The 21,470-nt window shown below is 36.3% G+C and carries 23 protein-coding genes; 16 read left to right on the top strand and 7 right to left on the bottom strand.

Annotated features, from left to right (window positions below; all coding sequences use genetic code 11):
- Nucleotides 1-20 precede the first annotated feature (20 nt).
- A complete protein-coding gene (locus tag JF76_RS03030) occupies nucleotides 21-554 on the bottom strand; it encodes a GtrA family protein (RefSeq protein ID WP_045927751.1) in 534 nt (177 codons plus the stop codon).
- Nucleotides 547-993: a flavodoxin gene (locus JF76_RS03035; RefSeq protein WP_045927752.1), complete on the bottom strand. Its 447-nt coding sequence runs from the start codon at nucleotides 991-993 to the stop codon at nucleotides 547-549. Before JF76_RS03035 ends, JF76_RS03030 begins: the two co-directional genes overlap by 8 nt.
- 136 nt (nucleotides 994-1,129) lie before the next feature.
- Here JF76_RS03035 and map point away from each other — a divergent pair, with 136 nt between their 5' ends.
- The 6 genes from map (at nucleotide 1,130) to JF76_RS03065 (ending at nucleotide 7,512) form a co-directional block, all read left to right on the top strand.
- On the top strand, nucleotides 1,130-1,957 hold the full coding sequence (gene map / locus JF76_RS03040) for a type I methionyl aminopeptidase (protein WP_034977323.1): 828 nt from the start codon (nucleotides 1,130-1,132) through the stop codon (nucleotides 1,955-1,957).
- 5 nt (nucleotides 1,958-1,962) lie between these two features.
- Entirely contained in the window at nucleotides 1,963-2,880 is a 918-nt protein-coding gene (locus JF76_RS03045; protein ID WP_045927753.1) for a YihY/virulence factor BrkB family protein, read from the top strand.
- A gap of 65 nt (nucleotides 2,881-2,945) precedes the next feature.
- Nucleotides 2,946-3,833 carry a UTP--glucose-1-phosphate uridylyltransferase GalU gene (gene galU, locus JF76_RS03050; RefSeq protein WP_045927754.1) on the top strand — a complete coding sequence of 296 codons (888 nt, stop codon included), beginning with the start codon at nucleotides 2,946-2,948 and terminating at the stop codon, nucleotides 3,831-3,833.
- 156 nt (nucleotides 3,834-3,989) lie between these two features.
- Complete coding sequence (locus JF76_RS03055) at nucleotides 3,990-5,138, top strand: thiolase family protein (RefSeq protein ID WP_045927755.1); 1,149 nt, start codon at nucleotides 3,990-3,992, stop codon at nucleotides 5,136-5,138.
- Nucleotides 5,139-6,365, top strand: coding sequence for a hydroxymethylglutaryl-CoA reductase, degradative (locus tag JF76_RS03060; RefSeq protein WP_045927756.1), 1,227 nt, complete (start codon nucleotides 5,139-5,141; stop codon nucleotides 6,363-6,365).
- Nucleotides 6,349-7,512 (top strand): hydroxymethylglutaryl-CoA synthase, encoded by a 1,164-nt coding sequence (locus tag JF76_RS03065; RefSeq protein ID WP_045927757.1) that lies wholly within the window; start codon nucleotides 6,349-6,351, stop codon nucleotides 7,510-7,512. The genes JF76_RS03060 and JF76_RS03065 overlap by 17 nt, the downstream gene beginning before the upstream one ends.
- 29 nt (nucleotides 7,513-7,541) lie before the next feature.
- On the opposite strand, the gene JF76_RS03070 is transcribed toward JF76_RS03065, so the two are convergent.
- The gene (locus tag JF76_RS03070; RefSeq protein WP_045927758.1) at nucleotides 7,542-7,826 is read right to left on the bottom strand and encodes a hypothetical protein; all 285 of its coding nucleotides are present in this window, start codon (nucleotides 7,824-7,826) and stop codon (nucleotides 7,542-7,544) included.
- Nucleotides 7,827-7,897: 71 nt separating this feature from the next.
- Here JF76_RS03070 and JF76_RS03075 point away from each other — a divergent pair, with 71 nt between their 5' ends.
- On the top strand, nucleotides 7,898-8,854 hold the full coding sequence (locus JF76_RS03075; protein WP_045927759.1) for an alpha/beta hydrolase: 957 nt from the start codon (nucleotides 7,898-7,900) through the stop codon (nucleotides 8,852-8,854).
- A 242-nt stretch (nucleotides 8,855-9,096) separates the two neighbouring features.
- Here the strand turns inward: JF76_RS03075 and rlmD are convergent, their stop codons facing one another.
- Entirely contained in the window at nucleotides 9,097-10,473 is a 1,377-nt protein-coding gene (gene rlmD, locus JF76_RS03080; RefSeq protein WP_045927760.1) for a 23S rRNA (uracil(1939)-C(5))-methyltransferase RlmD, read from the bottom strand.
- 121 nt (nucleotides 10,474-10,594) lie between these two features.
- Here rlmD and recX point away from each other — a divergent pair, with 121 nt between their 5' ends.
- On the top strand, nucleotides 10,595-11,410 hold the full coding sequence (recX, locus tag JF76_RS03085) for a recombination regulator RecX (RefSeq protein ID WP_045927761.1): 816 nt from the start codon (nucleotides 10,595-10,597) through the stop codon (nucleotides 11,408-11,410).
- A gap of 8 nt (nucleotides 11,411-11,418) precedes the next feature.
- Complete coding sequence (locus JF76_RS03090) at nucleotides 11,419-11,904, top strand: hypothetical protein (RefSeq protein WP_045927762.1); 486 nt, start codon at nucleotides 11,419-11,421, stop codon at nucleotides 11,902-11,904.
- Here JF76_RS03090 and JF76_RS03095 read toward each other — a convergent pair.
- Complete coding sequence (locus JF76_RS03095; RefSeq protein WP_045927763.1) at nucleotides 11,901-12,362, bottom strand: hypothetical protein; 462 nt, start codon at nucleotides 12,360-12,362, stop codon at nucleotides 11,901-11,903. The genes JF76_RS03090 and JF76_RS03095 overlap by 4 nt on opposite strands.
- Nucleotides 12,363-12,461: 99 nt before the next feature.
- On the opposite strand from JF76_RS03095, the gene JF76_RS03100 reads away from it, so the two are divergent.
- On the top strand, nucleotides 12,462-13,334 hold the full coding sequence (locus JF76_RS03100; RefSeq protein ID WP_045927764.1) for a hemolysin family protein: 873 nt from the start codon (nucleotides 12,462-12,464) through the stop codon (nucleotides 13,332-13,334).
- A complete protein-coding gene (locus JF76_RS03105; RefSeq protein ID WP_045927765.1) occupies nucleotides 13,334-14,905 on the top strand; it encodes a peptide chain release factor 3 in 1,572 nt (523 codons plus the stop codon). The genes JF76_RS03100 and JF76_RS03105 overlap by 1 nt, the downstream gene beginning before the upstream one ends.
- A gap of 30 nt (nucleotides 14,906-14,935) precedes the next feature.
- On the opposite strand, the gene JF76_RS03110 is transcribed toward JF76_RS03105, so the two are convergent.
- Nucleotides 14,936-15,217, bottom strand: coding sequence for a DUF1827 family protein (locus tag JF76_RS03110; protein WP_045927766.1), 282 nt, complete (start codon nucleotides 15,215-15,217; stop codon nucleotides 14,936-14,938).
- Nucleotides 15,218-15,344: 127 nt separating this feature from the next.
- A complete protein-coding gene (locus tag JF76_RS03115; RefSeq protein ID WP_045927767.1) occupies nucleotides 15,345-17,540 on the bottom strand; it encodes an ATP-dependent Clp protease ATP-binding subunit in 2,196 nt (731 codons plus the stop codon).
- A gap of 170 nt (nucleotides 17,541-17,710) precedes the next feature.
- Here JF76_RS03115 and JF76_RS03120 point away from each other — a divergent pair, with 170 nt between their 5' ends.
- The 5 genes from JF76_RS03120 to JF76_RS03140 all read left to right on the top strand — a co-directional run bounded on the left by JF76_RS03120 (nucleotide 17,711) and on the right by JF76_RS03140 (nucleotide 21,441).
- Nucleotides 17,711-17,893, top strand: coding sequence for a hypothetical protein (locus tag JF76_RS03120; protein WP_034977361.1), 183 nt, complete (start codon nucleotides 17,711-17,713; stop codon nucleotides 17,891-17,893).
- A 113-nt stretch (nucleotides 17,894-18,006) separates the two neighbouring features.
- A complete protein-coding gene (locus tag JF76_RS03125; protein ID WP_034977366.1) occupies nucleotides 18,007-18,273 on the top strand; it encodes a phosphocarrier protein HPr in 267 nt (88 codons plus the stop codon).
- Nucleotides 18,273-20,006, top strand: a complete 1,734-nt coding sequence (gene ptsP, locus JF76_RS03130; RefSeq protein WP_045927768.1) for a phosphoenolpyruvate--protein phosphotransferase — start codon at nucleotides 18,273-18,275, stop codon at nucleotides 20,004-20,006. The genes JF76_RS03125 and ptsP overlap by 1 nt, the downstream gene beginning before the upstream one ends.
- A gap of 203 nt (nucleotides 20,007-20,209) precedes the next feature.
- On the top strand, nucleotides 20,210-20,608 hold the full coding sequence (gene spxA / locus JF76_RS03135; RefSeq protein ID WP_034977372.1) for a transcriptional regulator SpxA: 399 nt from the start codon (nucleotides 20,210-20,212) through the stop codon (nucleotides 20,606-20,608).
- A gap of 107 nt (nucleotides 20,609-20,715) precedes the next feature.
- The gene (locus JF76_RS03140) at nucleotides 20,716-21,441 is read left to right on the top strand and encodes an adaptor protein MecA (protein WP_045927769.1); all 726 of its coding nucleotides are present in this window, start codon (nucleotides 20,716-20,718) and stop codon (nucleotides 21,439-21,441) included.
- Nucleotides 21,442-21,470 lie beyond the last annotated feature (29 nt).

A 21,470-nucleotide genomic window follows, 5' to 3' on the forward strand; every position in this document is an offset into this window, starting at 1 on the left:
CCAAATTTTTTTCTTGGCTTTTATTTATTACTTTTTTCTTTACGTGACTTAATTTTTTCTTTTGCTCGCGCAATCATGGTAGTTTCTTGAGCTTGAAAAACTGATCTGGTAGTGAGGTAATTAAAAATACCCACTAAAATTTGATCAACAATTTTTACTAACAGTGCATCTAAATGAAGCCAGGACAATCCGACCAACATAATTAAACTGTCCGGAATAAGACTAATAATTCTATAAGTAAAAAAGATAATCAGTTTTTGCCAAGTTGAATGTTCCTCATCAACATTATTGATAAAAACAGCCTTTTGGTTAAATACGAAGGAGGCCAGGTTAGACACAATAAATGCAATAGTATTTGATACTAAAACAATGCTATGCCACCATTTATGTAAAACCATAAAAACCACGGTGTTGATTAGAGCTGCTATAAAACCAAAGATCATGTAAACAAATAAGTTACGATGTCTTTTGACTACTTTTTGTGCTAAGTGATGAATTTTAGGATCAGACATTGAGTCAAATTTTTGTGAATCCATTTTCTTATTCTTAACCATTTAACTGATCAGCCATTTCCTTAGCTGCATTATCAATTGCATCTATATCGTTATCGTTTGGTGCATTTTCAATTGTAACAGGTTTAGTCACTTCTTTTGCTCCAACTTGCTTAAACTTTTTTTCAAAATCAAAGACGTTTTCACAAAAATGATCAGCATACATCATGTCACCACTGCCCATCACAGCAAAATATTTTCCAGTTAAATCCAAGTCATTTAGTTGGTCATAAAAATCTGCAATGTCGTCGGTCATAGTGCCTTCGCCATAGGTATAAGTAATAAAGATGCACAAATCACTTGATAAGTAATCACTGGCGTCAGTAAATTCAGCTTCGCTCGTTTCAACGTCAAAGCCTAAATCTTGTAAATCTTCTTCCAGAATATCTGCCATATCTGCATCGTTGCCAGTCATACTTGCATAGACTATTCTAGCTTTCATTAAATTCATACCTTTCACAAAAACTAATTCATCAAAACATTATACCTAATTTTGCGTAATTAATGAAATTCTTTAGTAAACTTTTAAAAAACGCTATAATGTAATCAAACATCATTTAATAGAGGAGAATTTAAATTTGATTACAATTAAATCCATTAGAGAATTGAAGGGCATGCAAGCTTCAGGCAGGTTATTAGCATCAATGTTTGAAGGTCTAAGGGAAGTAATTAAGCCCGGAATTACCACTTGGTCAATTGAAGAATTTTGTCAAGATTTTGTCAAAAGTCGTGGTGGCAGGTTGTCAGAGCAGGGCTTTGAAGGTTACAAATATGGGACATGTATTTCTGTTAATGACCAGATCGCCCACGCTACTCCACGTAAAGACACAGTTTTAAAGGAAGGGGATTTGGTCAAGGTTGATGTGACTTGCAATCTCAATGGCTTTGAAACAGATTCTTGTACTACTTACCCAGTAGGTGAAATTTCTCAAGCTGATCAGGATTTGATGGATACAACTAAAAAAGCCATGTATTTGGGTATTGATCAAGCTGTTTTAGGCAATCGTATTGGGGACATCGGAGCCGCAATACAACATTTTGTAGAAGATGAACATCACTATGGTGACGTTAAAGAATTAGTCGGACACGGCATTCAACCCAGCATTCACGAGGATCCCGAAGTACCACATTGGGGTAAAGCGGGACACGGATTAAGACTGCGTGAAGGAATGACTATTACTTGTGAACCAATGGTTGAAGCCGGTGGTGACTGGCGTATTGTTGAAAAAAGCGTTGCGGATCCAAAAGATGATTGGGTCTTTTACGCTACACCGGATGGCTCAAAATCCGCACAATTTGAACATACCTTTGCAATAACTAAGGATGGTCCTAAAATTTTAACGCTACAAAAGCCATATGATGGCTACGAAAAATACTTACCACATTTTGACGAAATGGATGACTAAATTGCATGGGTAAAAAAGCTGAGGCAATCAGGAAACGCTCTTTTTTATTTTATAAAACTGTTTCCTTGAAATTTACTCAAGGTGAAGTTTTAACAAGCGCAATTGCGATTGCTTACTATGTTTTGTTTTCGATATTTCCGTTAATTATTATTATCGGAAATATTTTGCCGTTATTTAATATTAATACTGAACCGATTGCCAGTTATTTAAAACTGATTTTTCCTGATAAAATTGCTAAATTTATTATGCCGATAATTAACTCATTATTAAAAAGCAAATCAAGTGGTTATATTTCATTCGGTATTATATTGGCATTATGGTCTGTTTCTTCGTTAGTTAATGCTATTAGAATTGGTATGAATCGGGTTTATGGTGTTCGTGCCCAAGAATTAAAGCAAAAGTGGCAAGTTACTGTTTGGACAAGATCTATTACTATTATGTTGACCAACCTCATGATTATAGTATTTGCCTTGCTTAATTTAACTTTGATTTTTGGTCAGCAGGTACTCGAATTTTTACGCCCAATTTTCTCTTTTTCTGTTGGCGAAATTGAAAAAATTTTTAGTTATCGTTACCCAGTAATTATTATCACAATGATAGGCTCACTGTATTATGTCAATTATTTTTTACCCAACATCAGATTAAAGAAAAAAGTTATCTGGCCAGGTGTTTTTACTACATTATTCGGCTGGATTATTCTTTCCTGGCTTTTTAGTTTCTATCTGCATCATTTTCGTATTAGCTGGGAAAACTATGGCATTATCGGTACTTTTATTATTTTCATGTTGTGGTTGAATATTTCCTCAATCCTCTTTTTACTGGGGACATGTGTAAATGCTGCAATAGTGACACTAAATTACGGAGAAGTGCACTATTCAGTGGGTCGCTTAGCTGAATATATTCAAAGAAAGCGCAGCCATTAAAAATTGGCGCATTCATTTTTATTTTGGTATATTAGTTTTATGATTTTAAAGAAAGCGTAAAAAATATGAAAGTAAGAAAAGCAATTATTCCTGCTGCTGGTCTTGGTACTAGGTTTATGCCGGTAACTAAAGCAATGCCCAAGGAAATGTTGCCGATTGTCGACAAACCGACTATTCAATTTATCGTTGAAGAAGCTAAAAAATCTGGTATTGAAGACATTTTGATTGTCACTGGAAAAAATAAGCGCTCGATTGAAGATCATTTTGACTCCAATCCTGAACTTGAACAAAATCTGCAGGAAAAAGGTAAGACTGGTCTGCTTAAAATGTCGCAGGAAATTACCCATTTGGGAATTAATATTTATTATACTCGTCAACCCTATCCAGCAGGTTTAGGGGATGCGATTGCCCGTGGACGTAGTTTTATTGGAGATGAACCATTTGTCGTTATGCTTGGCGACGACTTGATGATGGACAAAGTACCATTAACAAAGCAATTGATTGACCGTTATAGTGAAACGAATGCTTCCACAATTGCAGTCATGCCGGTGCCACATAAAGAGGTTTATAAATATGGCATAATTGAACCAGACAGTGAAATTGCGCCTGGCTTAATAAACGTTAAATCTTTTGTAGAAAAACCAGAGGTCGACAAGGCTCCGAGTGATTATGCCATTATTGGTCGGTATCTTTTAACTCCAGAAATTTTTCCAATTTTGGCTGAGCAAAAACCAGACAAAGGTGGAGAAATTCAATTAACTGATGCGATTGATACCATGAATAAAACGCAACGCGTTCTAGCTCATGTCTTTAAGGGGACTCGTCACGATGTCGGCAATAAAGAAAGTTACTTGGAAACTTCAATTGAATATGGCTTAAAACATCCGGAAACGAAGGATGCATTACGTAAATATATTATTGATTTAGGAAAGAAATTAGAAGAACAAAATTAACAATAACAAATAAATCAATTATGCAATTAAAGGAACCATCATTTAATGGTTTCTTTTTTTATGTAAAATTTTTCTTAATGTCTGACTAATTACTGTCCTCGAGTTGAAAATTTTTGTATCATGCAACTTGAAACTTTTCGCTAAGGGATAGGTTAAATGAAAGATATATATATTGTTGCAGCTAAAAGAACTCCTTTTGGTCGCTATCATGGGTTATGGGCTGAAAAAAATGCAATAGATTTAGGAGAGTTAGCCTTAAGAGAAACACTAAAAAGCATTGATCTGCCTGCTGAAAAACTGGACGCCTTATTTATGGGTAATGTTTTGGGTGCTGGGTTAGGACAAAATATGGCTCGGCAAATTGCTCTGAAAACGGGTATGAGTCCCAAAAGCAGCAGCGTTACAATTAATGAAGTCTGTGGTTCAAGTTTAAAAGCTCTCAGACTGGCTCAAGGACAGATGGAACTGTGTGACTTTGACTTGGTAGCTGTTGGCGGTGCTGAAAGTATGTCTAATGCTGTTTATTTAACAGAGGACAAAGAAAAACCACAGTTTCAAAGCGAAATGCTGCAGAATGGCCTCATTGATGCTTTTTCTCATGAGCATATGGGTTTAACGGCTGAAAACGTAGCAGAAAAATATGGAGTTACGCGTACAGAAATGGATCAATATAGTTTAGCTTCTCATCGCAAAGCAGTTGAAATTGTTCAGCAAAACTTTTTTCAAGATGAAATAATTGGCGTAGAAGTAAACGGTAAAATGATCCAGCAGGACGAAACAATTCGAGCTGATACTAATTTAGAAGCACTAAGCAAGCTAAAACCTGTTTTTAAGAAAGATGGTTTAGTTACAGCTGGCAATTCTTCGCCCTTAAGTGATGGTGCCAGTATGATTATTTTGGCAAGCGCAGAAAAAGTAAAGGAACTCAAACTGCAACCTCTGGCGCGGTTGGGATCGTTTGCTGAATCTGGTACTGATCCGGCATACATGGGTGTAGCGCCATATTTTGCAGTAGAAAAATTATTACAAAAAACAAACAATACCATTAATGATTATGATGCAATCGAAGTTAATGAAGCTTTCGCTGCACCTAGCGTTGTCTTAGCTCGAAAACTCCGAATTCCACCCGCTAAACTAAACATTTTTGGTGGAGCCATTGCACTAGGTCATCCTCTTGCTGCTACCGGAACTCGTTTAGTAGGAACAGCTGTCAATATTATGAACCATATCAATGGTCACAAGGCTTTGGTAACTCTTTGTATTGGTGGTGGACAAGCAATTGCATATGAAATAGAGAAATTTTAAATGAAGTTTTATAAGTTAGCACCAGAAAAAAGACGAGAAATGCTGCAAAAACAGGGAATTAAACTGGATCAAGTTGACTCTCAGGTTTTGCATGACTTGGATTTATTAAGTGAAAATGTAATTGGTCAATTACGTTTACCTGTTGGTTTAGCACAAAACCTATTGGTTAATGGTCAAAACTACCAAGTGCCAATGGTGACCGAAGAGGCCTCGGTAGTTGCAGCGGCTAATAATGGCGCTGGTATTGTTGCAAAAGCTGGTGGCTTTACCGCAAGTAGTCAACGAGACGGTATTTGGGGTCAAATTGTAATGCAGGTGGCTGAAAATTTTGAAGTCTCCAACTTGCAAGAAGTATTGCCAACTCTTATTAAAAAGACAAATACTGATTTTGCCAGTCTTGTAAGTCATGGCGGTGGAGTCCGTAAAATAGAACTTAAGCAAATAAATGATTTGCTTTATATAAAAGTATTAGTTGATCCTGCAGAGGCTATGGGTGCAAATAAAGTAAATTCAATTTTAGAATTTATGGCAGATGAGTTAGAGGATTTTGCTGGCATTAAACAAAAATTATTTGCCATTTTGTCAAATTATCCTAGCCAAATCACAACGGTCAAGGCTGCAATTCCTGTTGATTTATTAGGTGGAACAGAAATTGCCAGAAAAATTGCTTTATTGAGTCAAATTGGTCAGGACGACCCAATGAGAGCCGTTACCAATAACAAAGGAATCATGAACGGAGTTGATTCTGTCTTACTGGCAACTGGAAACGATACTCGCGCAGTAGAGGCAGCTTGTGGTGTTTTTGCAAGTAAAAAGGATACCTACACCAGTCTCAGCAAATGGCAGCTTGAAAATGAAAATCTTGTCGGAAAGCTTAGCATTCCCTTACCAATTGGAACTGTTGGCGGCTCAATTAATACCAGAAAAGATGTTAAGCAAAACTATCGTATTTTAGGGGAGAAAATTACTGCAGAACAATTGGCTAATATTATTGCTGCCATTGGTTTAGCCAATAATTTAGCAGCATTACTGGCAATTTCTACCAGGGGAATACAAGCAGGACACATGAAACTGCAGGCCAGAAATATTGTTGCAGTTTTAGATGCTACTGCTGCCGAGAAAAAAGTTGTATTCCAAAAAATAATAAATAGCAAAAAATACAGTCAATCTGCAGCTAAGGAATTTTTAAAAGAAATCAGAGAGGAAAATAATGCAAGTCGGAATTGATCAAATTGGTTTTTATACACCAAACAAATACGTTGATATGGTGGATTTGGCAAAAGCTCGAAATGAATATCCTAATAAATTTTTGATTGGTATTGGTCAAAATAGAATGAGTGTTGCTGATCAGACTCAAGATGCAGTATCAATGGGAATTAATGCAACGCTTAGATATTTAGATCAAATTGAACGTAAAAAAGTCGGTTTATTAATCGTTGGAACAGAAAGCAGTGTTGACCAGTCTAAATCAGCTTCGCTTTTCATCAAATCGGCTTTGGAATTACCGGCAAATGTGAGAACTTTTGAAGTAAAAGAAGCTTGCTTTGGCATGACTGCAGGCATCATGATTGCTCGGGATTATGTCCGCCTCCATCCGCACCATAGTGCAATTGTAATTGGCTCTGATATTGCTCGTTATGGAGTTAACACGGGGGGTGAGGTGACACAAGGAGCTGGCAGCATTAGCATGTTGATAAAGGCTGATCCCCAAATTTTGGCTATCAATAATGGACACAGCTCATACAGCGAGGATATTAATGACTTCTGGCGCCCTAATGATTCAGCAGTTGCCGTAGTTGATGGTAAATATTCTAAAAATGTGTATTTAGACTTTTTTAAACACACGTTCAAGGATTATCTTAGACAAACTGGAATAAAAACTAGTGATTTCACAGCATTACTTTATCATTTGCCTTTTGTAAAAATGGGCTTTAAAGCAAATGAATGGGCAATTACTGATCTGGATGAAAAGGCAAAAAAACGACTGACAGAGAATTTTACTGCTGCTGCTCGTTATGGCAAGGAAGTCGGTAATATTTACACTGCTTCTTTATATTTAAGCCTTTTGAGTTTACTGGAAAATGCTAAATTGCCAGCAAATGCAAAAATCGGTTTATTTTCTTATGGTTCGGGGGCAATGGGTGAGTTTTATTCAGGACAAATAGTTAAAGGGTATGAAAAGAACCTACATACAAATGCAGATCAAAAAATGATTGCTCGCCGTCAAAAATTAACTATTCCTGAATACGAACAAATTTTTAATCAAGCTTTAGAATCTCCACAAGATGATATGGAGCTTCAAAGTGACGAACAAACCGGCAACTGGTATTTTGCTGGAACCAAAAACCGCATTCGGCAATATTTGCAAAAATAGTTAGAAAAAGCTGCCCAACGGCAGCTTTTTTAGGTTAGCCTAACTCCATTTTGATCAGTCAAAATTTGAATACCATAAACAGCAATTCTCTTTTTTTGGTTATAAATAAATATTGGAATACTGCGACCGTGGATATTTTTAACCAAATTAACCAGTTTGCCTTTTGTTAGTGACTTTTTTCCTGGAAAAAGCAAGCATTCACTGCTTGAAATTTTTACTTTTGCCAAAGGAATAGTTTTTTGACCGATAGTTAAATACAAGTTAGTTTGGTTGCTTAGATCATTGGTTAATTGTAATAAATCTGTTAATCTCATTTTTAATATTCCTATACAAATTTAAAATGTTATACTATAAGATATTATTTTAGTGAGGGTGGCTGAACTAATTGAAAAAATTAAAACATAAAAAGCTATGGCTTTCATCAATTATTATTATCTTACTAGTATGTGTATTATTTACAGGAGCAGGTTACTATTTCTTTAAAGTGGCATGTGTACCAGGTAAAAAAAGTTTTTTAAGTTCTTCCAGTGATGTGATCAAGAAGTCAGATCCTCTTTATCGTGAAAAAATTTGGTTTAAAAAAACTGCTAAACAAAAGTGGTATATTGAATCAGCTGATGAAAAATTCAAATTAGACGCAAATTTTATTCCTTACAAAACTTCCAACAAGACAGCTATTGTTTTACCTGGATATATGGACACGAAAGAAGATATGGGAGAATATGATGCCTTGTTTCATCAATTAGGCTATAATACTTTAACTCCAGATCCGAGAGCTCAGGGAAAGAGCGAAGGAAAATACATTGGGTATGGTTGGCCGGAAAAAGATGACGTAAAAAAATGGGTCTCGTATTTATTGCAAAAATATGGTCAGAACCAACAGGTAGTAATTTATGGCTTAAGTATGGGTGCGGCAACTGCCATGATGACAAGTGGGCTTAAACTGCCTCATCAAGTTAAAGCGTTTGTAGAAGACTGTGGTTATACCAGCGTCAAGGATGAAATCGAGCATGAAGCAGGAGTCTTGTACAATATGCCTGCTTTTCCTCGTTTTCCACTAGTTGAAATTCTAAGTGGCATTAATAAAATAAAAGTTGGCTATTTCATGGGTAATGCCTCTAGTGTTAAACAGTTACATAAAAATCATAGACCAATGCTGTTTATTCATGGCAGCCGTGATAATTTTGTACCAACTAAAATGGTCTATCCTAATTATAATGCTACCAGAGGACCAAAGGAAATATGGGTAGCTCCCGGAGCTAAACATGCCAAGTCATTTTCAAAGCATCCAAAGGAATATAAAAGACGTGTTGCGACATTTTTAGCTAAATATGTGAAGTAAACTATGCATTTTATTTGCTAGCGCTTACATTTATCTGCTATTATTAAAGTGTGGTTAAGGTTACAAGATTTCTATCTCCATAATATGTTTGTTATCTAATTTTAAAATGACAAGTTTATCGCGAAAATTTGTAAAGTTTTATATATTTGTATATGAGGATTTTATCTCAAGAAATATTCTCAATTGACACCCGATCCACAAAAATAGTTGTCGCTGATTGCGACAACTATTTTACTTTTTATTTATCTTAAAGTAAGTTTAACGACACATTCACATCTAGGTGTTTGGGGTAGCATGTCGACATTTTCAATCAATCTGACATTGTATGCCTCACTTAAAAGAACTAAATCTTGAGCGAGAGTAGATGGGTTACAGGAAATGTAAACAAACGTTTTGGGTTTTACTCTCAACAGGGTTTTGATCAAACTTTTCGCTAAACCAGTTCGGGGCGGATCGACAATCAGCGCATCAATTGGAACGCCATTTTTTACTAGTTCAGGTAAAATCTTTTCCACACTTCCCTGGATATAATTAGCATTTTTGATATGATTTAATTCCACGTTATGATTAGCGTCAGCAATTGCTTCAGGAATAGTTTCAATGCCAATAACCTGCTTGACTTGATCTGATGCCAAAATTCCCAGCGTTCCCACACCACTGTATGCATCAATCAGCGTTTCATCTGGACTCAAATCTAAAAATTTAAGTGCGCGTGAATACAAAGTACTAGTTTGTACCGGGTTTAACTGAAAAAATGCTCGCGGTGACAAGGCAAACTTTTTGCCTAAAATTTCATCAGTGATTTGATTTTTACCTGCTACTTTAGTGGTTTTGTTGCCCCAGACTTGTGGGTTGCGCCAATCAGTTTCATTTTGAAAAACACTGACTACATCAGGAAGCCTCATAATTTCTTTTGCAAGTTGATTAATATTTTTAAGACTATGGCCCACTGTAATTAAAGTTACTTGAATTTCGTGAGTGGCATAAGCTTGTCGTACTACAATGGTCTTAAGACCATCAAAGTGCCGCAAAGGATCTGCAATTCTAATGTGCAATTTTTCCACTAAACTTTTAATTTTACGTTCGGTGTCTTGGGTTGCCTTACTTTGAGTTGGCATTTCAGGCAAATCAAATAGTTCGTGTGAGTTAGGGGCAAAAAGTCCCAAACTGATCTGACCATGAGATTGTTCAATTTGATATTGGGCTTTATTGCGATAATGCCATTCTTCTGGAGCCGGAATTGTTTTTTTAACTTTATACTTGCTGTAACCACGGGGATGAAATTTCTTGAGGGCTTCAAGAACATTGTCGCGTTTAAATTCAAGCTGTTTAGGATAATCTAAATGAGCAAGTTCGAGTCCACCAATTTCTGGATTAACATTAGTGGGGAAAGGTACTCTATCAGGACTTTTTTCCTTAATGCGGACAAGCTCAGCTTCAATATAGCGCGGGTATTCTGTAATAATTTTGGCAACAACTACTTCATTAGGCAGGGCACCGGGAATAAAAATTATTTTTTTACGGTAATAGCCAATGCCTTCACCATTAATACCCAGTCTTTTAATTGTAATAATAATATCTTTTTCTTTTGGCTGATTTTGATTAAATTTCTTGTACATAATTTTCTTTCTACAATAAAATATAAATGTTAATAATTTATTGTACTCCCTGGAAAAAGTTTTTAGCAAGAAAGAGCAAAATTTGCTAGCATGGAGTTAGCGAGTAGAAAGGTGAGTCGTTATGCCAATAATTACTAAAGTCAGCAGCCAAAAAAGACCTGGTCGTTTTAATATCTTTTTAGACGGTAAATATTCTTTTTCGGCTGCTGAACAAACTGTAGCTGAATTCGTGCTCTTAAAAGGGCAGGAACTGTCTGAAGAACAAATTGTGGCCATTAAGCAATTTGATGCTGACGCCAAGGCAACAAATATTGTGGCTAATTATTTGAGTTACGAGCCTCGGACTGTTTTTGAAGTTTTGCAATATCTTAATAAACATGGTATTGATAATGAATCTGCCCAGGCTGCGGTTAGTCAGATGACAGAAATGGGCTTTTTAGACGATGCCAAGTACGCCCAACTATTGGTCAGGCAAAATTTACGCATGGGTACCGATGGCCCACTTAGTATCAGCAATAAACTAAAGCAAAAGGGGATTGATCCTGAAATAATTGACAATACTTTAGCCGAAATAGCTGACGATAAGTGGCTGGATGCTGGCAAAAGAGTGCTCAAATCAATGAAAAGCAAGGTAGGTAAGTTGTCGCAGCGAGAATTGGAACGCAAAATGACAACTAAGTTGTTAAACCACGGCTTTTCCGGCACTCTTGCCAGTGCAATAATTGGGCAAATGGATTTTGCTCAAAATGAGGAAGATCAAATCGCAGCGTTAAAAAAGCAAGGAATCAAAGCTTATAAACGTTTTCGCCGCTTACCTGAAAGCCAAAGACAGAATAAAATACGCAATTACCTGTTTACACATGGTTTTGCCAGCAATGAAATTGATGCCTTTCTGGCCGGTGAAATTATTCCTTTAGATGAACTAGCTGAATATTAGGAGATTTTATGAAAAAACTACAAGAAAAAGTAACATTTATTGGTCGCCCTTTTCCTGACCAATTGATGGACGAACAGAAAACTTTTAATGAAGCAAACATGGAAATGGAGCAAAATCAAGTTTTCCAAAATTTTATTACCAAGAACAATTTGAAAAATACTCGCAGCAGTCTAGTAGTTTTTGGACCTGAAAATTTTATGTATTGGTATGGCGTTGTTGCCTCAAATGAGACCGCAGTTCCCAAAGGACTAATGAAATTTGTTTTGCCTAAAACTCAAGTAGCTGTTGAAGAAAAAGACAATCAAAATATTTCCTTTTTTAGTCAACCTTTAAATATGATAATTTCACAGTTTTTAGCTGCTGTTGCAGATGAAGGCATTAAAATTTACCAAAATCCGGGAGATAGTTTGACTCCCTATATTTTGCAAAACTTGAATTTAGACACAAAAAAACTGACCCAAGAACTATATCTTGAAGACAGTCTTAAGAATTAGTGTTGTTTGGGATCAATTGACAGGTTGTCATACTCCACATATGCACCAAGACAGGTTGACAAAAGCATGATCAGCATCACGATACCAACTGATTTGCCCACAATTTGATCTAGTGTTAAAAACTCTCTGACTACAAAAGTGGCAGCAAAGCAGAGAATGAAATCTAAAATTACATTAGCAATTTGCAAAAGGTAGCGTCTTCTGATACTGAAAAAACGTAGCAATTGCTTCAAGAAGCCATCGTTTATTTCAACTGCCAGCAAATCGACCGGTCTTTGAATCGTTGCCTTAATTGCAAACATAATTAAGGCACCGACTGTTGCACCAATAGTAGTGCGAAAAAGATCAGCTGAATGTAAAACCAGGGCATCATAACCAATACCAATAATAGTTAAACTACACAGATAGGGAATTAACAGTAAAAATGTGAAAACAAGTATGACATGACTTTTTTTCATAGTTTGACCTCATTTCTTACGTGCTATTCTAACATATTGTTTGCGTACATGATATAATGTTGGTATTTAATACGTTATTTTAAGAAAGAGAGCAATAAAATGGCTAGCGACCCCGACAAGGGGAATTTATTTGAGCGTTTCAAGAATAAATTTTCCCCTACAAACGATGAAGAAACAAGAGAGCACTTAATTACAGAAATTGAAGATTTACATAAAAATAAGAAAATTAGTGACAATGAATTTTCAATGTTAAATGCAGTTTTGGATTTTCAGGGACGAATGGTACGTGAAGTGATGGTACCCAGAATTGATGCTTTCATGGTTGATTGCCAGGAAAGTTTGCAGGATCATCTCAAAGAAATACTGCGTGAACCATATTCCAGAATACCGGTTTATCAACATGATAAGGACAAAATAGTTGGTATTATTCATATTCGCACCGTTTTGCGTAAAGCTTGGGAGAAGGGTTTTGATAAAATTACCTACGATGATGTCATGAATCCGCCACTTTTTGCACCAGAAACAACCGAACTTAGAGAGTTACTCGTTGAGATGCAGCAGACACAGCAGCAATTAGCTATTTTAACCGATGAATATGGTGGGGTGGTCGGAATTGCAACCATTGAGGATATTATTGAGGAGATAGTTGGTAATATTGATGATGAAGTAGATCAAACTGAGGTTTTAGTGCATCAGATTGCACCGAACAAGTTTGTCATTTATGGTAAAATGCCTCTTGATGATTTTAATGAACAATTTGGCACGGATCTTGAAATGGAAGATGTGGATACCATTGCCGGCTACATGATCACTAAATTAGGTATAATTCCTGCCAAAGGCGAAAAATTGTCGGTTAAATTAGATAACGGCATGGTTTTAACTACCAGAAGAATGATGCGTTCAAGACTAATGACAGTTTTATTAACTATACCTGAAGCAAAACCTAAAAAGAAAGAAGAACAAAATACTTAATGAGTAACGAACTGTTAGACAAAGTAAAAAGAAGAAGAACATTTGCTATCATATCGCACCCAGATGCAGGGAAAACTACGATCACGGAGCAAATGCTTCTTTTTGGTGGTGTGATTCGCAGTGCCGGGACGGTCAAGGCGCGTAAAAGCGGCCATTATGCTACAAGTGACTGGATGGAAATTGAAAAGCAACGTGGCATTTCAGTTACCAGCTCCGTCATGCAATTTGAATATCAGGGAAAGAGAATTAATATTCTTGATACTCCTGGGCATGAAGACTTCTCTGAAGATACTTATCGTACTTTAATGGCAGTTGACTCAGCAGTCATGGTGATTGATTCTGCTAAAGGTATCGAACCTCAAACTAAAAAATTATTTAAGGTCGTAAAACAAAGGGGAATTCCAATTTTTACCTTCATGAACAAGTTGGATCGTGACGGCAGACCTCCGCTAGATCTGATTGCTGAACTTGAAGATCTGCTGGGCATTGAAGGCGTAGCTATGAATTGGCCAATTGGTTCAGGCCAAACCTTGCAAGGACTGTATGATATCGCTAATAACAAAATTGAAATGTATCATAAAGATGGACCTGACCGCTTTTTACCACTAGATAAAGATGGCAAATTGCCGGACAGTGAACCCTATAGTCAAAATCCTCAGTTTCAAGATACCCTGGGAGAAATTGAATTAATTAAAGAGGCAGGTAACCAGTTTGACTTACAAAAGATTGCTAAAGGAGATCAAACTCCGGTATTCTTTGGCTCTGCTTTAACCAATTTTGGTGTTGAGACTTTCCTGCAAAGCTTTGTCAAAATGGCTCCTGCACCTGCAAGTCATACAGTTAATGAAACTGAAGAACTGGCTCCTGATGATTCGGAATTTTCTGGTTTTGTGTTTAAAATTCAGGCTAATATGAATCCTCATCACCGCGATCGCATTGCATTTGTCCGTATTGGCAGTGGCGAGTTTAAAAAGGGATTGGACGTTACTTTGGCTCGTACAGGTAAACCAATAAGGTTAAATAATGCGACAGAGTTTATGTCCAGCGAAAGAGTGCAGGTTTCGGATGCTGTAGCAGGAGATATTGTTGGACTTTATGATACTGGTAATTTTCAGATAGGTGACAGTATCTATGCCGGCAAAGACAAAGTGGTTTATCCACCACTACCAGAATTCACACCGGAATTATTCGTAAGGGTCACTGCTAAAAACGTGATGAAACAGAAATCATTTCATAAAGGAATGGTCCAACTGGTTCAAGAAGGTGCGATTCAGTTATACCAAAATTATCAAACTGATGAGTATATTTTAGGTGCAGTCGGTCAATTGCAATTTGAAGTCTTTAAGTTCAGAATGAAAAATGAGTATAATTCAGACGTTGAAATGACCAATATTGGTCATAGAGTAGCCCGTTGGATTGACCCTGAACAACTGGATCCTGCCATGGCTAATAGTCGAAACCTACTGGTTAAAGATCGCTATGGTCAACCACTATTTTTGTTCGAAAATCAATTTGCTGAACGATTTTTCAAAGATAAATATCCTGATGTGAAATTAACCGAAAAATTATAACAAAAAAGCTGGTTTTTAAACCAGCTTTTTTTATTTATCGATATGGATTTCAATTACATGTTGGCTTTCATCAATTGTCAACTTGTATATAGGATCTTTTTCCTGAATAAGTCTTTTAATGACAAAATCTGTCTCGTCCTTGCGTACACGGCGATTGTGGTTTTCCAAGATAATTCCGATCGCTTTATCACTTTCGGTGTAGATAACGGAAGTATTGCCTAGAGAGTAAACTTTGACGTAATTTACGTTAGTCGTATTTAGTTGACTATGAACTAGGTCCTTATAACTATTGGTTACATCTATTAAATGCATGGATTTCACCCGTTTCTTCTAGTAGCTCTTTTTTATTTTAGTATACAACTAATCTAAACTTTTTTCTTTAGTAAAAAGCATGATTATCATAATTTACAATAATCATGCTTAATAGGAATTGACTTAGTTAGTAATTATCACTGCTGTTTGCTGAGTCGACAACATTTTCACTTTCGCTTATGACAATTTTGTTGTCAGAAACATTTGCTAGTAAGTTCTTTGCTGCAGGGTGGTCAAGCTTATAGTCAGCAACTTTATCTTCAATTTCTTCCTGAATAGTTCTGCGCAAAGGTCTTGCCCCCATAGCGGGATTATAGCCTTCTTCAACAAGTTTTTTCTTGGCATCGTCGCTAACAGTAATCTGTAAGCCCTGATTTTTAACCATATTGTTTACTTCGTCAAGCATCAAATTAACAATCTTAATCAGATCATCTTTAGTTAATTCATTGAATTCAATTACATCATCTAAACGGTTTAAAAATTCTGGTTTGAAGAATTGACTCATTGAACTTCTGGCAGAGTCCGGCTTATCCTTAGAATTTTCAGCTGCGAAACCAACACTGGTATTTTTAATGCCCTGACCAGCATTAGAGGTCATGATAATAATTGTGTCTTTGAATGATACAGTTCTACCTTGAGAATCGGTCAAACGACCATCATCAAGGATTTGTAAAAATAGATTCATAACAGCTGGGTCAGCCTTTTCAATCTCATCAAGCAATATCAAACTGTATGGGTGTCTTCTAACTCGTTCAGTCAATTGACCAGCTTCTTCATAACCTACATAACCAGGTGCAGACCCAATAAGTTTAGACACTGAATATGATTCCATATATTCTGACATATCAAAACGAATCAAAGCATTCTCTGAACCAAACATTTGTCTTGCTAACTGTTTAGCTAGTTCAGTTTTACCGACTCCAGTTGGTCCAACAAATAGGAAGGAGCCTATCGGACGACCAGATTTGTTAAAGCCAATTCTGTTACGCCTGATTGCCCGAGCCAGTTTATCAACAGCCTTGTCTTGACCAATGACGTGAGCTTTCAGATTTGGTGCCAGATTTTGCAGCTGGTTTTCTTCCTGCTTTTGCAAATCGCCAACAGGAATGCCAGTTTTTTCTTCAACAATCTTATTCATAATCTTGCTGGTAATAATAGGAGATTTATCTGGATCTACTTTTTGATCCTTCATCTTATTATATTTTTCAATTTGATCGCGGTAGTATGCTGCTTTTTCATAGTCTTCGTTCTTTAAAGATTCTTGTTTTAATTTTTGTGCTGCATCAATCCGTTCCTTCATTTTATCTTTATCAACGTAAGGAATTGTCAGATTCATGCGTGAACCTGCTTCATCAAGCAAATCGATAGCTTTATCAGGTAAAAATCTGTCCTGGATATAACGCTCGGATAATTCAGCAGCAGCTTTTATGGCATCATCAGTATAATGTACATGATGATAGTCTTCATAACGCTTTTGAATACCCTTTAAGATCTGGATAGTTTCTTTAACCGAAGGCTCTTTAACGTCAACGGGTTGGAAACGTCTTGCTAAAGCAGAATCTTTTTCAATTTCACGATATTCCTTTAAAGTTGTCGCACCAACTAATTGCAAATCACCACGGGCAAGAGCAGGTTTAATAATATTGCCTGCATCCATTCCGCCCTCAGCATTCCCCGCGCCAACAATTTCATGAATTTCATCAATAAATAGTATAATGTCATCGTGATTTTCCACTTCTTTAAGAAGTTGCTGCATACGCTGTTCAAATTGGCCACGAATACCTGTACCTTGCACTAAAGAAACTACGTTTAATGATATTATTCTTTTATCTTGTAATTTGGCAGGAACCGAGCCATCAACAATTTGTTGAGCTAAGCCTTCAACCACAGCAGTTTTACCTACTCCGGCTTCACCAATTAAAACTGGGTTATTCTTTGTTCTGCGGTTTAAAATCTCAATGACGCGGGCAATTTCTTTATCACGCCCAATGACTGGGTCAATTTTGCCTTTTCTTGCTAATGCAGTTAGATCTGTACCATATTGATCTAAAAGTGAACGACTACCTCCGGTACCATTATTACCATTGTTAGGTCCACCATTATTCATTCTAGGGTCTCCTGGATTTCCAGCATTGCCATTATAGTTAAACAGGTCGCTGAAATCACCAAAGAAGCCATTATTGTCATTATTCATATTAATATTTCCTTGTTGTTTAAGTTGTTGATAACATTGTCCGCATAAATTAATTTCGCGACTTTGTCCATTAACTTTTGCAAATAAGTGAATGGAAGCTGGTCGTTTTTGACAGTTTTGACAAAGCATTGTATTACCACCTTTCATATCAGTTTACTAAATTATATAATTAGCACTCGGAATAATCAAGTGCTAAAACTTGGATCTTATTATTTGTAAGTACGGTAAATATGCTAAAATACATGTAGGCAAAATCAAAAATATTGCTGAATTAATATAGGATAAAAGCGGTGGTAAATTTGGATTATCAAAAAATTCTTGAGCAGTTGGCAGACGGTGAACTAGATCATTATGAAGTTGATCCTCAAAACGCTTTTGAATTTCAATCTGCATTAAGGTCTTTTGGTAAGAGGCAAAACATAACGGGAAAGGCCTTGCGGGGTGGTAAAATAATTTATTCGCAGTCTAAGACTGGAGTTTAGTGATGTAAACTGTTACATTTATGTTGTCTAATTCACAAAAAAATGATAGTCTAAGTAAGCGAATAGGTATTTATTACCGTTTTGATTTTTTGAATTAAAAGGAGATATATATAATGGAAAAACGCGATTTTCATGTTGTTGCAGAAACAGGTATTCATGCTCGTCCAGCTACATTGCTAGTACAAGCTGCTTCTAAGTTTGGTTCAGATATCAACTTGGAATACAACGGTAAATCAGTTAACTTGAAATCAATCATGGGTGTTATGTCACTCGGAGTTGGTAAAAATGCTGATGTCACAATCAGTGCTGATGGTGATGATGAAAAAGACGCTATCAACGCTATTTCTGAAACAATGAAAAAAGAGGGTTTAGCTGAATAATGACCAAGACATTAAAAGGAATTGCTGCAAGTGATGGTATTGCTGTAGCACCAGCCTATCTCTTGGTTGAACCTGATCTTTCATTTTCAAAAACTACAGTTAGCGATGTTGAAAGTGAATTAGCACGGTATAAGAAGGCAATTTCAGTATCAACTGCTGAAGTTGAAAAAATCCGTGATAGCGCAAAGAAGAGTTTAGGTGAAGATGAAGCTCAAGTCTTTGAAGCTCATCTGATGATTTTAAACGATCCTGAATTTACTGGTGCCATCGAAAATGAAATCAAAGAGCAAAAAATTAACAGTGAAGCTGCACTTGATGAAACTGCTCAAAAGTTCATTACAATTTTTGAAGGCATGACTGATAACGAATACATGCAGCAACGTGCAGCTGATGTACGAGACGTTTCTAAGAGAATTATGGCTCATTTACTGGGTAAAGAGTTGCCTAATCCTGCATCAATTGATCACGAGGTAATTGTGGTAGCTCATGACTTAACTCCAAGTGACACTGCTCAATTAAACAAGAAGTTTGTTAAGGGCTTTGTAACTGACATTGGTGGTAGGACTGCTCACTCTGCTATTATGGCTCGTTCTCTTGAATTACCAGCTGTTGTTGGTACTGACTCAATCACAAAAGACGTTCAAAATGGTGATACTCTTGCTGTTGATGGTCTTAGCGGTGATGTTGTCGTTAAGCCGACGGACAGCGAAATTGCAGACTATAAGCAAAAGAGTGCTGATTTCTTGAAGCAAAAAGCTGAATGGGAAAAGTTAAAGGATGAACCTTCAGTAACTGCGGATGGTAAAAAATTCACAATTGCAGCAAATATTGGTACTCCAAATGATATGCCAGGTGTGAATGACAATGGTGCTGAGGCTGTAGGCCTTTATAGAACTGAATTCTTGTACATGGACTCAAAAGACTTTCCAACAGAGGATGAACAGTTTGAAGCCTATAAAGAAGTCATTGAAGGCATGCATGGCAAGCAGGTTATTATTAGAACCATGGATATTGGTGGTGACAAGCACCTTGACTACTGGGACTTGCCAGAAGAAATGAACCCGTTTTTGGGAGTGCGTGCAATTAGGCTATCACTGCAAAATGAAGAAATTTTCCGTACTCAGCTTCGTGCTTTGTTACGTGCATCTGCTTACGGTAAGTTGGGCATCATGTTCCCAATGATTGGTACCATAAATGAATTACGCAAAGCTAAAGCGATTTTAAGTGAAGAAAAAGACAAGTTAGTTGAAAAGGGAGTTAAGATCGGTTCTGATTTGGAAGTCGGAATGATGATTGAGGTTCCAGCTGCTGCCGTTTTAGCCGACCAACTTGCAAAAGAAGTTGATTTCTTCTCAATTGGTACTAATGATTTGATCCAATATACAATGGCTGCTGATCGTGGTAATGATAACGTTTCTTACCTGTATCAACCAGCGAATCCATCAGTTTTACGCTTAATAAAGCATACAATTGATGCAGCTCATGAAAATGGTATTTGGTGTGGCATGTGTGGTGAAGCTGCTGGAGACAGTACCATGTTCCCAATTCTGTTGTCAATGGGCTTAGACGAGTATTCAATGAGTGCTACCTCAATTTTACGAATCAGAAGTTTGATGAAAAAGCTTGACACTAATGACATCAAGGAATTAGCTAATAAAGCTTGTTATGTTTCAGAAACAGCTGAAGAAAACGAAAAATTAGTTAGCGATTTAATGAAAAAAGTAAACAAGTAAATATTAATATTCAAAAAGGGTACATTCTTTAAGTTCTTGTATCCTTTTTTTAATTTCTTTAATCTTTCTTGGCAAAAAGTTCACAGAATATTCATGTTTTGAACTTAACATAAGAATGTAATTAGTTATTAAAAACACTACTTACAAAAAAGAAGTAGTATGTTATAATAATTTAGAAAACAATTAAAAGGAGCGTGAAATATATGGTCAACTTATATATATCTCCGAGCTGTACATCATGTCGCAAAGCAAAGGCTTGGTTAAAGAAACACGATATTCCGTTTAAGGAAAGGAATATTTTTTCTGAGCCGCTGACAAAAGACGAACTTATGCAAATATTGCGAATGACTGAAAACGGTACGGAAGAAATTATTTCTACGCGTTCAAGAGCCTTTCAACAACTTAAAGTTAATCTTGATGATCTATCAATAGATCAACTGCTTGACTTAGTGGAAAAGAATCCTAGTTTATTAAGACGTCCAATTATTATGGATGATAGGCGTTTGCAAGTTGGGTATAATGAAGACGAAATTCGTCGCTTTTTACCAAGAAAAGTACGTCGTCTTGAGCTTGAAGAAATGCAGAAGATAGCTGATTTATAAAATTCAGGTAAGTTTAAAATAAAAGCGTTAGTTTTTAAACTAACGCTTTTATTTTATGAGCAAAGTACGATACAATAGAACAAAGAATCCGGTGGAGGTGAGAACTCATGCAAGTAGATCATATAAACAATAATACGATTCGTGTGAGAATAGGTAAACAAGAATTAGCCAATCGTGGTCTCAAAGTTTTAGATTTACTAGGTGATAAAAATAAAATCCAACATTTCTTTTATTCGATTTTGGATGAAATTGATACTGATCATTCATTTAGTCAAGATGCACCGGTAACTTTTCAAGTGATGCCTAATAACGGTGGACTTGATTTACTAATCACTAAAGTAACAGAAAAAGATCGTAATAATCTTGCTCAATTATTTGATAATGATTTTTCTGATAACGGCAATAAAAAGAATAATGATGCTCGCAAGTCTTTTCTCGACCTTGAACCTGAAAATGAGGAAGAAGATAAAGAAAATTCAAGTGACCCAGCAGATTCTTCTCAACCTAAGGTTAAGAAACAGTTTTGGAAATTGCAGAAAAAACAGGCATACTGCTTTAATGATCTTGATCAGGTAACTGAATTAGCAGACAGTCTTGAAGCAAGTGATTTATCCTCCAGCCTATACTTCGAACGAGGTAAATTTTATTTGGAGCTGATTTTTACTGATCAAGAATATTCAGAAATAAAGCCAGCAGATGCTTGGGCAATTGCAAACGAATATGGTATAAAAGTAAAGACTAGTGAAATGGCTCGCGTGCGGACAAATGGTAAATGTTTGTTATCTCATGATGCTTTAGACCGATTGCGCCAATATTTTAGTGATATTAAATAAAATAGCAAAATAGCTGAATAAAAAAGGGG

The sequence above is a fragment of the Lactobacillus kullabergensis genome (genome assembly GCF_000967195.1).
In the GTDB taxonomy this organism is placed as follows: Bacteria; Bacillota; Bacilli; order Lactobacillales; family Lactobacillaceae; genus Lactobacillus; species Lactobacillus kullabergensis.